12 protein-coding genes are annotated in these 14,891 nt (G+C 47.4%); all 12 read right to left on the reverse strand.

What is annotated here, in order from left to right; all coding sequences use genetic code 11:
* Positions 1-61: 61 nt before the first annotated feature.
* The 12 genes from argF to HCN83_RS06910 all read right to left on the reverse strand — a co-directional run bounded on the left by argF (position 62) and on the right by HCN83_RS06910 (position 14,862).
* The gene (gene argF, locus HCN83_RS06855) at positions 62-997 is read right to left on the reverse strand and encodes an ornithine carbamoyltransferase (protein WP_168005736.1); all 936 of its coding nucleotides are present in this window, start codon (positions 995-997) and stop codon (positions 62-64) included.
* The gene (gene carB / locus HCN83_RS06860; RefSeq protein ID WP_168005738.1) at positions 994-4,143 is read right to left on the reverse strand and encodes a carbamoyl-phosphate synthase (glutamine-hydrolyzing) large subunit; all 3,150 of its coding nucleotides are present in this window, start codon (positions 4,141-4,143) and stop codon (positions 994-996) included. The genes argF and carB overlap by 4 nt, the downstream gene beginning before the upstream one ends.
* A complete protein-coding gene (locus tag HCN83_RS06865; RefSeq protein WP_168005740.1) occupies positions 4,128-5,189 on the reverse strand; it encodes a carbamoyl phosphate synthase small subunit in 1,062 nt (353 codons plus the stop codon). The genes carB and HCN83_RS06865 overlap by 16 nt, the downstream gene beginning before the upstream one ends.
* Entirely contained in the window at positions 5,182-6,372 is a 1,191-nt protein-coding gene (locus HCN83_RS06870) for an aspartate aminotransferase family protein (RefSeq protein WP_168005742.1), read from the reverse strand. Before HCN83_RS06870 ends, HCN83_RS06865 begins: the two co-directional genes overlap by 8 nt.
* Positions 6,359-7,147, reverse strand: coding sequence for an acetylglutamate kinase (argB, locus tag HCN83_RS06875; protein WP_168005744.1), 789 nt, complete (start codon positions 7,145-7,147; stop codon positions 6,359-6,361). Before argB ends, HCN83_RS06870 begins: the two co-directional genes overlap by 14 nt.
* A gap of 18 nt (positions 7,148-7,165) precedes the next feature.
* Positions 7,166-8,392: a bifunctional glutamate N-acetyltransferase/amino-acid acetyltransferase ArgJ gene (gene argJ / locus HCN83_RS06880; RefSeq protein WP_425483595.1), complete on the reverse strand. Its 1,227-nt coding sequence runs from the start codon at positions 8,390-8,392 to the stop codon at positions 7,166-7,168.
* Between the two features lie 13 nt (positions 8,393-8,405).
* Positions 8,406-9,431 carry an N-acetyl-gamma-glutamyl-phosphate reductase gene (argC, locus tag HCN83_RS06885; RefSeq protein ID WP_168005748.1) on the reverse strand — a complete coding sequence of 342 codons (1,026 nt, stop codon included), beginning with the start codon at positions 9,429-9,431 and terminating at the stop codon, positions 8,406-8,408.
* A 382-nt stretch (positions 9,432-9,813) separates the two neighbouring features.
* The gene (cls, locus tag HCN83_RS06890) at positions 9,814-11,262 is read right to left on the reverse strand and encodes a cardiolipin synthase (RefSeq protein WP_168005750.1); all 1,449 of its coding nucleotides are present in this window, start codon (positions 11,260-11,262) and stop codon (positions 9,814-9,816) included.
* A 163-nt stretch (positions 11,263-11,425) separates the two neighbouring features.
* The gene (locus HCN83_RS06895; protein WP_168005752.1) at positions 11,426-12,385 is read right to left on the reverse strand and encodes a ring-cleaving dioxygenase; all 960 of its coding nucleotides are present in this window, start codon (positions 12,383-12,385) and stop codon (positions 11,426-11,428) included.
* Between the two features lie 141 nt (positions 12,386-12,526).
* A complete protein-coding gene (gene msrA / locus HCN83_RS06900) occupies positions 12,527-13,054 on the reverse strand; it encodes a peptide-methionine (S)-S-oxide reductase MsrA (RefSeq protein WP_205774530.1) in 528 nt (175 codons plus the stop codon).
* 18 nt (positions 13,055-13,072) lie between these two features.
* The gene (gene msrB / locus HCN83_RS06905) at positions 13,073-14,212 is read right to left on the reverse strand and encodes a peptide-methionine (R)-S-oxide reductase MsrB (protein WP_168005754.1); all 1,140 of its coding nucleotides are present in this window, start codon (positions 14,210-14,212) and stop codon (positions 13,073-13,075) included.
* A 227-nt stretch (positions 14,213-14,439) separates the two neighbouring features.
* On the reverse strand, positions 14,440-14,862 hold the full coding sequence (locus HCN83_RS06910; RefSeq protein WP_168005756.1) for an organic hydroperoxide resistance protein: 423 nt from the start codon (positions 14,860-14,862) through the stop codon (positions 14,440-14,442).
* Positions 14,863-14,891: the final 29 nt, after the last annotated feature.

Raw genomic sequence — 14,891 nt, forward strand, 5'->3', positions numbered from 1 at the left:
CTCAATTAGTATTTATATAGATACTAACGTATCTTTATGCATAATGCAACAAAAAAAGAAATTAAATCATTAATTTTTTGAGGAGTGCTTTTTGTGCGTGCAGCCTGTTCTCTGCTTCATTGAATACAACGGAATGCGCGCCATCGATCACATTGGCAGTCACTTCTTCACCTCGATGAGCAGGCAGACAGTGCATGAATATATAATCATCGGCTGCAAGTGAAGCCAGCTCTGCATTAATCTGGTACGGCATAAACGTCTTTTTGCGCGTATCAGCTTCTGCTTCCATGCCCATGCTCGCCCACACATCAGTAATCAAAATATCTGCCCCATTCACTGCTTCTTCAGGATCCTTCGTGATCATCAGTGATCCGCCATGAGCTGCAGCCAATGCAGAAGCGTTTTCCATAATTGTCTGATCCGGCTCATAGCCTGCCGGACATGCTACACGAAAGTCGATTCCAGCCAGTGCCATCCCCTGCATAAGAGAATGCGTCATATTGTTGTACCCGTCCCCGGTAAATGCTGCAGTCAGACCTTGAAGTGTTCCTTTTTGCTCTTTAATCGTAAGCAGATCTGCCAGTACCTGAGTTGGATGATGAATGTCAGTAAGACCGTTGATAACAGGAACGCTGCTGTAGGCTGCGAACTCCTGGACCATTTCATGAGAAAACGTGCGGATCATGACGGCATCTACGTACCCTGACAGCACCCGGGCGGTGTCTGCTGCAGATTCGCCGCGTCCGATTTGGGTGTCCTCCGGAGAAAGAAAAATAGCGTGTCCCCCCATCTGTGTCATTCCGGCTTCAAATGAAACCCTGGTCCTCGTAGAAGATTTATCAAAAATCATCGCCAAGGTTTGCCCTTCCAAATCTTTATTGATCTTTTTTTCATGATGCTGTTTTTTTAATACAGCTGCCTCATCCAGCAGCTGATGCAGTTCGTCTGCCGTTAAGTCTGTCACTTCTAAATGATGCTGTACCTTTGTTTTAATCATCGTATTTCCTCCTTTATGAACAGATCCTGCACAGAGAGCGGCTCATGAGCGGTGCCGGCGTGAGTCTGATAAAATCGAAATGTATCAGGGTGAGTAAACAACATCGTTCCATGAGCGATACATGCCTGTCTTAAACAAAATCCGGCTGACTCCGCCATTCGTCCTGCGGTTGGGATGTTTAGGACAGCATCCAGCTCTCCTGCCGCTACGGCTTGCTCCGCTTCATTTAGCGACATCTCCGTCACGTGCCAGTTTTTGGCACGAAGGCTTTCTGCTGTTGATTTAGAAGCAAACAGTTTCAGGCCTTCAAGCGGCAGGGCCGCCGCTTCTAATTTCCAGGCGTCAGCCGCGCTGATATAGCATGTTTGAAGGCTCTTTGCATCCAATACTTTAGCAGCTGCTTCTGAGAGCGTGCTTGCGATACCTATTTTTTCCCCGGTTGATTTCATTTCAGGGGAGAGCATTGGATCAACCTGCTTAAGCTTTGCCGACGAAAACACGGGTGCTTTCACCGTGATATGCGGGAGTTCATCGAGAAGTCCGGTTTTACTCAGCTTGTGGTGCAGCTGAGCAGTCACTGCTTCGCGGACAAGGTTCGTTCCGCTAACTTTACTGATGACAGGAACCGTTCTGGAGGCCCGCGGATTTACTTCCAGGACATACAATACTTCATTGTCATATACGAACTGGATATTCATCATTCCTGAAACGCCAGCTTCCGTACAAATTAACTCGCATATGTGTGCTGCTTCAGCTTTCACATGCTCAGGAATCGTTGATGAAGGATAAATCGTAAAGCTGTCACCTGAATGGACGCCTGCCCGCTCCACGTGCTCCATAAAGCCAGGAATAAACAAGTTTGTCCCGTCGCTGATCACATCAGCTTCAAACTCTTTACCAGCGATAAAAGCATCCACCATCAGCGGCCAGCATCGCGCATCTGTCGTCCATTCCAGGCGCTCGAGATAGGCTTGAAGATTGGCTTCGTTGTGGCATATATACATCGCCTGTCCACCAATCACATAAGAAGGTCTTACAAGGATGGGATAGCCTGTTTTTTCAGCTTTTAACAAAACCTCTTCTTTCGATTCTGCAGTCGATCCTTTAATATGCGAAATATTTAACCGGTCAAGCATATGATAAAAGGATTCCCGGTTCTCGAGCAGTTCTATAGCGTCAGCGGATGTGCCGGCTACCGGAAGTCCGTGCTCCTCCAGCGCCTGAGCAAGATTAACCGCTGTCTGACCGCCAAACTGCAGCAGGACAGCTTCTACCTGCTCCTTCTCAGCAACGTGAATGACATCTTCCGCTGTAAGCGGCTCAAAGTAAAGCCTGTCAGCGGTATTAAAATCCGTGCTGACTGTTTCCGGGTTATTATTAATCACGACAGCTTCATAACCGAGTGCTTTCACTGCTTCAGCAGCATGAACAGAGCAGTAATCGAATTCAACGCCTTGTCCGATCCGGATCGGGCCGGAGCCGACGACAAGGACTTTTCGAGCAGGAGTTGGCGTCACTTCGTCTTCTCCATGCCAGGTGGAATAATAATACGGGGTGACCGCTTCAAACTCTCCTGCACACGTATCCACCAGCTTATACCCGGGCTTCAGATTATCGTCCTTTCGCAGCTGACGCACTTTTGATTCTGATACGCCCTGCAGATCACCGATCAGCTTATCTGAAAAACCTGCCTGCTTCAGTTCTGTTAAAAGGCTTGTCGAAAGCTGTTGGGAAGCTGCTTTTTTCTCCAGCTTGGAAAGCTTTTCGAGACGAGTTAAAAACCAGGGGTGAATGGCTGACAAATCCGTTATTTGCTGGGGACTCCAGCCGCGGATGAGCAGTTCATAAACAGCGTAAACCCGCAGGTCTCCGGGATACATCACCATCTCTTTCAATTTTTCCTCCCTGTAGCTCGCGAGCAGGTGATGTCTTGGGCTGTGACTCCCGGTTTCCATTGATCTCATTGCTTTTAAAAATCCACTTTCAAACGTTCTTTCCAAAGCCATGACTTCGCCCGTTGCTTTCATTTGTGTGCCAAGGGAACGGTCTGCTTCGGAAAACTTATCGAAAGGGAACCTTGGCAGCTTCACGACAATATAATCGAGCGCCGGCTCAAAGGAAGCAAACGTGGTACCGGTAATCGGATTGGGAATTCGGTCAAGCGTCTGTCCGCAGGCTGTAAGAGCGGCAATTCTTGCGATAGGATATCCGGTCGCTTTCGAAGCCAGCGCTGATGAACGGCTGACACGCGGATTCACTTCAATAATCGCATATTCATCCGTCTCAGGGTGCAGCGCAAACTGAATATTGCAGCCGCCCACCACATCAAGCGCACGGATTACCTTCAACGATGATTCTCTCAGCATCTGATACTGTGAGTCTGTCAGCGTTTGAGAAGGTGCTACGACGATCGAATCGCCGGTGTGGACCCCGACCGGATCCATGTTTTCCATATTACAGACGATGATACAAGTGTCATTTGCATCGCGCATGACTTCATATTCCACCTCTTTCCATCCTTTGATACTCTTTTCCACGAGTACTTGATGGATCGGGCTTTCTTTAAGTGCATACGCAAGCATCGATTTCATTTCCTCTTCACTGTGTGCGAATCCTCCGCCTGCTCCGCCTAGCGTATAAGCCGGACGAAGAATAACTGGATAGCCGATAGACGCTGCGAAATGAAGTCCTGCTTCCACTGACTCAACAATTTCAGATTCGATGACAGGCTCCTCAATCTCGATCATGAGCGATCGAAACAACTCCCGGTCTTCCCCTTTCTCAATTGACTCTACCGACGTGCCCATCACCTTCACTCCATATGCATCCAGAATACCTGAACGGTAGAGCTTAGCTGTCAGGTTAAGGCCCGTCTGGCCGCCGAGCGTCCCGATCAGTCCGTCCGGGCGCTCCTTTTTAATAATCGATTCCAACGTAGAAACCGTCAGCGGCTCCAAATACGTTTTATCTGCAAATGCAGTATCCGTCATTATAGTAGCCGGATTGTTATTCACGAGTATCACCCGTTTGCCGGCTTCTTTTAATGCAAGACAGGCCTGCGTGCCTGCGTAATCAAATTCTGCTGCCTGTCCGATAATAATCGGGCCTGACCCGATCACTAAAACAGTGTTTACGTTGCTGCACATACTTTGCTACCTCCAGAAACCAGACTGTTAATAAATTGCTTAAAAATAAAATGCGTGTCGCTCGGACCAGGGTGAGCCTCAGGATGAAACTGGACAGACTGCACCGGAAGACTCCTGTGCCTGAATCCTTCACACGTGCCGTCATTCACATTTTCAAAAAGCCGTTCAAAAGGAAATGCTTCGTCTGACGGCTCGCTGACAACATACCCGTGATTTTGCGAAGACATGTATACTTTCCCGTCCGGTATATGCCTGACCGGATGGTTGCTGCCTCTGTGGCCGAACGGCAGCTTTATCGACTCTGCTCCATAGGCTAGTGCAATAAGCTGATGCCCGAGACAGATGCCGAGAACCGGATAAGATTTCGTCAGTTCTTTAATGTGAGGCAGCTCCTTTTGAAGCTTAAGCGGATCGCCAGGGCCATTGCTTAGCAATACCCCGTCAGGCTTTATTGCGTGAATGTCAGCTGCTGAACTCGAATGCGGCATCATCGTCACAGCACACCCTTCCTTCAGAAGTGCGTGAACGATAGATGATTTACAGCCGTAATCCAATACAGCAACATGAGGGCCTTCACCAGTAAAAGCGACCGGTTCCTGAACAGACACTTCCGGGACCGGATTCTCATTAAAATGAAAAATCGGAGCAGCGGGCTGATTGACTGAGATAAAGCCCTTCACCGTTTTTTTCGTACGAATAATCTTCACGAGCTTGCGTGTATCAACTTCAGTCAAGCCAGGGATACCGTGGTGCTGCAAATAGGCGTCAAACTCTTCTGCGCGCTCATCGCAACCGGTAGAACCTGTCACGACTGCTTCCACAGCGGGAGCGCTGCCTTCATTAAATTTGTCCTGAAAACCATAGTTTCCGATCAGCGGATACGTAAACGTCAGCAGCTGCCCTTTATAGGAGGGATCTGTCATCATTTCCTGATAGCCGGTCATTGCCGTATTGAAGACCAGTTCCCCGGAGCTTTCCGTATCAGCACCGATTTTTTTCCCTTCCAGCACATCTCCTGTGTCCAGTATTAAATAAGCGTTAGTCATGACTGATTTCTCCTTCTTGTAAAATCTCCTCAAATACTTGAACAAACGTCGATAATTCTTCGGCAGAAGCTGTCAGCGGCGGCAAAACGCGTATCACCTGCGGCCCTGCCGGAAGCGCCAGTATCTGCCGGTTTCGAAGTTTCTGCAAATATGGGGCGGCCTCTTCTACGACGATGCCGATCATTGCTCCGCTTCCGCGTACTTGCTTCACTTGCCTGTACGAAGAAGCCAGCTGTTCAAGCTGCTTGCGAAATATGGCAAAGCGATCCTGGACTTCTCTCAGAAATCCTTCTTCCTGAATGACACCCATTGTCGCCTCTACCGCCGCACAAGCTGCAGGATGTCCGCCGAAGGTTGTTCCATGCGTTCCTGGAGAAAAGGAAGCAGCAACCTCTGCTGAAGCGAGACAGGCACCTGCCGGAAAACCGGATCCAATGCCTTTCGCAGCCGTTACAATCTCCGGCTTTACGTTGAACTGTTCAAACGCATATAGTGAGCCGGTTCGTCCAGCGCCGGTCTGAATCTCATCTGCAATGATCAAGATGCCGTGTGTTCTGCAGTAATGGACGAGTTCATTAACCCAATCCTGGTCAGCAGGTACGACTCCGCCTTCACCTTGAATCAATTCAAGCATGACAGCAGCTGTTACTTGCGGATTTATGTTCGTGATGGCCTGCTTATCATTAAACGGTAAGTGCGTGAATCCGGGCATCAGTGGTGCAAATCCGTGTTTAATTTTATTCTGGCCTGTGGCTGCCATAGCACCGCCCGTACGGCCGTGAAACGACTGTTCAAAGGTTACAATTTCCGATTTTTGAAGCGTTCCTTTGTCGAACCAGTATTTTCTGGCAAGCTTAATCGCAGCTTCATTGGCTTCTGCTCCGCTTCCGCAGAAAAAGACCTGATCCAAATGAGTTCCTGTTATAAGGGAAGTTGCTGCACGCTCCTGAATGTCCTGCTGAAATAAATTAGATACGTGCCAATATTCCTGAAGCTGAATCTCGACTGCACGCTGCACAAGCTTTGGACGATGACCGAGATTACATACCGCAATTCCCGACGTAAAGTCTAAGTAGTCGGTGCCGTCATCAGCCGTCAAATAACTCCCGTCTGCTTTCGCTACAGAGATTGGGAAACGGGCGTAGGTGTTCATGAGCGGTGACTTTTGCTTAATGTTCTGCATAGATATTCTCCTTTCGGAAAATAGTACCGGCCTCGCCTCTGTGAAAATAATTCAGCAGCGCATTTCCGTTCGAACCATTAACCATGACTGCTTCTGAGACTCCTTCGTTAAGAGCCCGAAGGACAGCCTTTGTTTTCGGAATCATCCCGCCGTAAATAATGCCGTCATGAATCAGTGTTTCTACCATCTTCGGATCAAGGTACCGGCAAAGATCACCGGATCGGCCGTCTATCACGCCTTCAACATCTGTAATAAACAACAGCGGAGCAGCCAGTGCACATGCGCAGGCTCCGGCAGCTTCATCCGCGTTAATGTTATATGTCACGGTTCCGGACGCTGCAATTGGCGATATAACCGGGGTTATTCCTGCCTCTGTCAACAACTTAATCAAATGTGGATTCACTTGTTCAACAGAGGCTACCTGTCCGTATCGGACTTCATCCACTGGGACTGGCCGAAACAGTCCGGCATCGACTCCGCTGATTCCTGCTGCCTTTACCCCTGCGTGTTCCAGCAGTTTGACGATATGTTTATTGGCAGATCCGCTTAGTACCATTTCAGCAGATTCAACGACTTCCGGAGTAGAAACGCGCAGCCCATCCGTAAAAGAAGCGCTAATGCCGCGATCCTGCAGCAACCGATTGATAGCAGGTCCTCCGCCATGAACGATCACCGGGAAGCAGCCTGCCTGCTTTAATGCGTTTATTTCTTTAAAAAAGCTGCCGGGAAGCTCATCGATCGTGCTGCCTCCAAGCTTGATTACGAGATAAGCCATTTGTTAACCTCCTTTACATCATGTTCGGTACGAGGCATTGATGCGGACGTATTCATACGACAGATCGCATCCCCACGCCTGAGCAGCGCCTGTTCCATCCTCAAGCTTTACTTTTATATAAATATCGCTCTGAGTTAAATAAGCAGATGCTTCCGCCTCATCAAAGTCAAGCGGCAGCCCTTCGGAAACAACCTGAATCGGACCTAAATATACGTCCACTGCTTCAGATTCCATTGACGCTCCGCTGTATCCAGCCGCACACACAATTCTTCCCCAGTTTGGATCAGCTCCATGTATCGCCGTTTTCACCAAGTTTGAAGAAATAATCGATTTAGCAATTTTCCCAGCATCTGCCGCTGTCGCTGCCCCTTCGACCTGAACTTCAATCAGTTTCGTAGCCCCCTCACCGTCTCTGGCAATTTTTTTTGCCAGTTCTTCTGACAGTTTCGTAAACGCCTCTTCGAAGGCACCCCATTCAGGATGAAACTCATCGAGTTCACTCGTTTCAGCAGCTCCGTTTGCTAAAACGACAACCGTATCATTTGTGGATGAATCACCGTCCACCGTGATTTGATTGTAGGTTTTATCCGTCGTCTTTTTTAAAAGACTTTTCAGTGCATCCTGTGATACATCTGCATCTGTCGTAATATATGCGAGCATCGTGGCCATGTTTGGATCAATCATGCCCGACCCTTTTGCGGCGCCTCCGATCGTCACCTGCTTGCCTTCAATTTCGCATTCGACAGAAGCATGCTTTGTACATGTATCTGTCGTTAAAATCGCTTGTTCAAATGAAGCTGCATCCTGTGACTCAAGGTTTATCGAACGAATTCCTGTTTCGACTTTATCCATTGGAAGCTGTACGCCGATCAATCCAGTTGATTGAACAGCAACCAGATGTTCAGGCAGACCTGCTTCTTCAGAGGCATACTTTCGGGTTAAACGGGCGTTTTCGAGCCCCTCCTTACCGGTACAGGCGTTTGCATTGGCCGAGTTTACGACGACCAGCTGCAGCTTTTGCTCCTTCGCAATCGACTCCTGCGTCACTTTAAGCGGCGCTGCCTGAAACGCATTTTGCGTATATACCGCCGCTGCCTTTGCAGGAATGCTGGAATAAAGCCAGCCAAAATCGAGCTTCTTGCGTCTTAAGCCGCAATGAGTGCCTCCTGAAAAAAAACTTTTTGGGCTCGTCACGCCGCCTTTTATATTGATAGATGAAACGATATTGACCAGCGTCATACTAATCTCCTGCCTTTCCTTACGGATATTGGGGTACCATCTGCAGTCCTGAATGCTCAGGCCAGTCATTCATTATGTTACAGTTTTGAACGGCTTGACCTGCCGCCCCTTTCATCAAATTATCGATTACGGCGACCGTCATCAGCGTACCGCTGCGTTCATCGGCGAATACACCGATATCACAGTAGCTGCTTCCATATACATCTTTTGTCTGCGGCATTGGACCGCTTATACGATAGCGGGTAAACGGCTCATGCTCATAAGCTGTTTTATATGCATCCTGCAGTTCGGTGGCCGAGCAAGCAAGCCGGCCGTAAGAAGTGACCATAATCCCTCTCGTCATCGGCATCAAATGTGTCTGCAGATAGACAGGTGTTTTGATACCTGCCGCTTTTCCAAGATGCTCTTCGATCTCTGGTACATGCTGGTGTGCTCCGGTACGATACGCTTTTATATTTTCATTCGTCTCGGAAAAGTGGGTCATCATAGACATTTTACGTCCGGCACCCGACACGCCTGTCTTCCCATCCATCATGATCGTGCCTGGCTCAATCAGCTGCTGCTTTACCGCTGGATACATTCCGAGAATCGCAGCAGTCGCAAAACATCCCGGATTGGAGAGGAGCTTTGCCCCGCGTATAGACTCCCGGTTTACTTCAGGAAGACCGTAAACGGCTTGTTGCTGCATCGCTTTATCCGGCGGCTCCAGCCCGTACCACTTTTCATATGTCTCACTGTCTTCAAGCCTCAAGTCGCCAGATAAATCGATAATCTGGCTTTTACTTGCTGAAAGCGCTGGAATCAGTTTGCTTGCTACGCCGGCAGGGGCTGCAAGAAAAATGACGTCGCACGCCGCAGCAGCTTCCATATTTTTGAATGAATCGGTACGAATTGTATGGAGATGCGGATAGCGCTCCGCTATATCGTTTCCTTCTTCTGACTGAGAGATCACCGTAGTGAGCTCCAGAAAGGGATGATTTTCTAAAATTCGGATCAGTTCAAGGGCCGCGTATCCTGTTCCTCCTACAACCGCTGCTTTTTTCAATCATGTCACGTCCTTTTCAATGATGAATTAATTCATTATTATACTTATAGATTTATTAATATGCAATAATAATTATAAGTTATTATGATTTTTTATACATTTTGTCCCTGGTACGTTGTCATAGTAAATTGAAAGACGAAAAAAAGCGCTCTCAGAGAGAACGCTCCAGGGTGTCGTTAAAGTTGGTTTAGTTATATCATGTTGCTTTTATATATGTGGGTAATCGCTGTAAAGAGACGCCGGCGGAATGATACGACTCCTGAAAGTTCGTTGCCTAATCGAAACATGAACGGCATGGTTATGACCGTTTCGATAAAGATATTTTTACGTAATCAAGACAAGTGGAAGATTTTCCGGCAGTGTTACTAATGCAGTTGAAACGCTACAACACTGGCGAAAGCAGCCGGGAAATTGACTCTTTAAAACGCACTACTTTTGAGCGGGCATCATATTTTTCTTGTGTCAGTTTATCAGCATGCATCATATCTTGTTCGAAATCAGCTGCAAGTTTTTCTGCAGTCGGCTGATCGTATATGAATGCATTGACTTCAAAGTTAAGCCGGAAGCTGCGCATATCTATGTTGGCTGTTCCGACAGAGGCAGCAGCGCGGTCCACGACGACGACTTTGGAATGAATAAAGCCCCGTTGATAAATATAAACACTGACTCCGCTTTTCATCAGCTGACCTATATGCGAAAGCGTGGCCCAGTAGATGAATGGATGGTCCGGCATACTTGGAATCATAATTCGAATATCTTTACCTGATAAAGAGGCAATTCTAATCGTATCCAGCAGGCTTTGGTCGGGTATAAAATACGGCGTCTGAATATAGACGGATTCTTTCGCATTGTTGATCATTTTAATATAGCCATTTTTGATTTGTTCCCATTCCGAATCCGGTCCGCTCGAAACGATTTGTACTGCCGCATTTCCCTCGCTCTGCTTCATCGGAAAGTAACGAGCCTCATAAGCTACAGCATGAGATTTCGCTGCCTGATTCCAGTCCAGGATGAACCTGGTCTGCATTGGATCGACTGCATTGCCGGTTATCCTGAGATGCGTATCCCTCCAGTATCCGAAACGCTTGCTCTTTCCTAAATATTCATCTCCAACATTAAAACCGCCTACATATCCGACCGATCCGTCAATAATCGTCAGCTTCCGATGATTCCGGTAGTTAAGACGTATATTAATGAGCGCAATTTTTGACGGGAAAAAGACCCCTACTTCTCCTCCGGCCTTCGTAAGCTGATTAAAATGCCTTCTGCGGAGCTTTCGTGAGCCGAGTTCATCATAGAGTATACGTACCTTCACTCCTTCAGCTGCTTTTTCCGCAAGCAGCTGAATCAGTTCTTTGCCCAGCCCATCGTTTCGAAAGATGTAGTACTGCATATGGATATGATCTTGCGCTTCCCGTATATCCTTCTTAAGCTGTTCAAATTTATCGCAGCCGTCAGAAAAAATATGAATATCGTTGTCTTTAGTCAGAATAGCATCATTGTTAATAAGATGCATGTAGATCATATCCCGATAAGGATCTATATTGTCGTTATGATACGAAAACGACGGGTTGCGAATCTGGTCTATCTGATGCCGGATTACATCACTGATACCGATTCTGCTTATTCCCTCCCAATCGAACAGCCGTCTGCGGGTTAGATTCTGACCGAGAAAAATATAAATAATAAATCCGAGAAATGGAATGAAAAAGAGGATCAGCACCCAGGCCCAAGTGGCCGTTGCATCTTTTCGTTCGATAAAAATAATGATGCCTGCAAACAATATATTTGCAAAAAACAAAAGTACAAGCAGTACAGACATGACATCCATGAGGGGCTGCCTCCTTTCCTGTCAACTACCAGAGTTTGTATCAAAGTGACGTACGCTCTGATGTAAGTTTACCGTACATTTCCAAAAGATGTACAGTCCGGCTCCTGAGTGAATGAGTCTTTTTATGCACCAAAAAAGCCGCAGAGCTTGTCTGCGGCAGCTGTCAATCAGCCTTTATCGGCTTCAGCTTCTGTTCAATTTCTTCCCGGCGCTCTTCTAAAAAAGGGGGCAGAGCAAGCTTCTGACCAAGCTGTTCGATCGGCTCATCCATATCGAACCCGGGACCATCAGTTGCCAGCTCAAACAGGATGCCGTTCGAATCTCGAAAATATAAAGAAGTAAAATAGTATCGCTCTACAATACCGGAGTTATCATAGCCGGCATCATCGATTGCTTGCTTCCATTCTTTCAGCTCTTCTTCATCTTCTACTCGCAGAGCGAGATGATGCACACTTCCTCTTCCCGGACGCTCCTTCGATTCCGATGATTGGATCACGTGTACTTCCGCACCATTGCCTCCGGAGGCCGTTGAATAAACGGTCATCGGTCCTTCTTCTGTCTGTTCCCCGCCTGTTTTTATAAACGAGAGAACATTGATCAGCACATTTTCCGTTTTAGCAAGCGACCTGACTGTCAGCTCTGAAGGGCCAAGTCCCACGATCGCCACGTCTTCCGGAATGTCAGGATGTTCCCATGCAGTGCCTGCTGGGGTTGCCGCCCCATGGCGATCAGAGAAAAGGCGGATGCGCTGACCTTCATGATCCTCCAGCGCCAGTGTCAGTCTGCCTGCCCGGATGACAGGTTCCCCGACAGAGACCTGTTGTTTTTCCAGCCTCTCTTTCCAGAAATAAATGGCTTCATCTGATTTAACCCTCAGACCAGTGCTGCTGATGCTCTGGGATCCCCGATACGTTCTTCCCGCCATTGGAATTTCAAAAAATGTAAAATCTGTTCCGGGAGAACCGTAGCGGTCTGCATAAAATAAATGATACATACCAGGATCATCCTGATTAACCGTTTTCTTTACCAGGCGCATGCCTAATACATCTGTATAAAATGCATAGTTGCTGCGAGCATCTGCTGTGAGTGATGACACATGATGTATTCCTTTGATCAGCTTCATAGCTGCCACCTTCTTTCTACTTACTTTTTTATAGTATATCTTTCTTTTTCTCAAGTTGCAAGAATTGGTAATGTTCGATGCCTTCCTGCAACATGATAAAAAGCACAGGACAAGCCTGTGCTTTATACTGGATGAGTTATGCTATTTTTCCCATGTTTCCTGGATGAACCGCTCTCGTCCCGAATCAATTCGCTCCTGCTGATACGCTTCCGGATTTTTCTTGTAAAATTTCTGATGCTCTTCTTCAGCGGGATAAAATACTTCAACAGGAAGAATTTCTGTAACGATCGGCTTTTGGAAAGGTCCGTCGTTTTCCAAATGACGGCGTGATGCTTCGGCGGCCGCCTTTTGCTCATCTGAATGGTAGTAAATGGCAGTCCTGTATTGGGGGCCCCGATCAAAAAACTGTCCCCCATCGTCCGTAGGATCAACCTGCTGCCAGTAAATAGTGAGCAGCCGCTCATAAGAAAACACGTGAGGATCAAATTCGATCTGAACGGCTTCCCGGTGACCGCTCGTGCCCTGTTTCACTTCTTCATAGGAAGGATGGGCAGTATCTCCTCCCGTATACCCTGACACCACGCTCTCAATACCTGGTTCTTCATCGAAAGGTCTTACCATGCACCAAAAGCAGCCTCCTGCAAATGTAGCCAATTCTATTTTTGACATCCAACCCCACCTTACGTTTTATTGCTCGACAATTTCAATGTAGTCTCCATATCCTTCTGCTTCCATGTCTTCAAGCGGAATAAACTTCATCGCCGCAGAGTTCATACAGTAGCGGAGTCCGTCCGGTTCGGGTCCATCCTCAAACACGTGACCCAAATGAGAATCAGCGTAGGTGCTTCTCACCTCGGTACGCTTTATCAGCATCGACCAGTCTGCGCGGGTCTCGATAAACTCCTCTGCGATCGGCTTTGTAAAACTTGGCCAGCCGGTTCCGGAATCATACTGATCTGCCGATCGGAAAAGCGGTTCTCCGGAAACGATGTCTACGTAAATCCCGTCATCAGTATTATCCCAGTAAGCATTTTGGTAGGCTGGTTCAGTCGCATCCTCCTGAGTTACCTCATACTGAAGATTGGTCAGTCTCTCACGCAGCTCCTCTTCTGTTTCCGGCTCATATTGACGCCAGAATGGAAGGTTAGAAGATCCGGCTGTTTCATATTCTGCCTCTTCCCCCCAGTGTTCGTCAATGAATTCATCACGGCCAGAATTCGATCTGTAAAATTCGTACCGCACCGGATTCTCTTTATAAAAGTCCTGATGATAGTCCTCCGCTACATAAAACGTATCCAATTCACGAATGTCCATAACAATGGGATCGCTGAATCTTCCGCTAGTTTCCAAATCGTTTTTTGAAGCTTCGGCTGCTTCACGCTGCTCGTCATCCTGAACAAAAATGTGCGGTGAATACTGATAGCCTCTGTCTACGAATTGTCCTTCATCATCTGTCGGATCGATTTGCCTCCAGTATATCTCCAGCAGCTCCTCATAACCGACAAGCTCCGGATCAAACGTTACTTGCACCGCTTCCACATGTCCGGTTGCTCCGGAAGCTACATCTTCATAAGAAGGATTTTCCTCTGGGCCGCCGGTATATCCGGATACAGCTTTGTCGACTCCTTCAATTTTTTCGAAAGGTGGTTCCATGCACCAGAAACAGCCGCCGGCAAACACTGCTGTTTCCCATGGACCCTCAACATCTGCTTCTACAGCTTCGCTGCCATAGGAACGATTCATGAAATAATCGTACATGATAGGAATAAAGATAAAGCCAAGAACAGCAACAATTAGTAAAAATCCGCCAGTAAGCCATTTTTTCATGATGTCACCTCTTTTCCTCTAAGTTAATTATAAAGCATTCTGCGCTTTCTGGCATGAATGAGCTTCTGAAACGTTTTGAGTTCTATCTTAATGCTGCCAGCCTGTTATCAGATTCACTGCAACTGACTAAATGCTTTTCAGCAGAATCTGCGCGATGCCGCAAAAAAAGCCGCCCAATATGCTGGACGGCTGCGGTTTCTAATGACAAAACAGGTTTTAACCTTCTGTTAGCGGGAAGTAACTTGTAAATCGACTTCAATATTGCCTCTGGTAGCTTTTGAATACGGGCAAAAATCATGAGCTCTGTGAGCTAGTTCTTCTGCTTCTTCCTGAGACACACCGCTTACGTGGACGTGGAGCGTAACCCCAAGCTTGAATCCGTTATCCTCGGAATCTTTGAGCAGGCTTACTTCTGCGGTTGTTTCAGAAGATATGTCCTTCTGTGCCTTTGAAGCCATGAGATTAAGTGCGCCATCGTAGCATGCACTGTAACCGGCAGCAAAAAGCTGCTCCGGATTGGAAGCATCTTCCGGGATTCCGTTTTTATCCGGCATTTTCAAATCAACGTCTACTACTTTGTTGTCGGACGTAACATGTCCTTCTCTTCCTCCTTGAGCGGTTGCCTTTGTAGAAAAAACTTTATCTGCCATAATAGTTATTCCCTCCTGAGGTCGTATAG

The sequence above is a fragment of the Alkalicoccus luteus genome (assembly GCF_012034335.1).
GTDB lineage: Bacteria > Bacillota > Bacilli > Bacillales > Salisediminibacteriaceae > Alkalicoccus > Alkalicoccus luteus_A.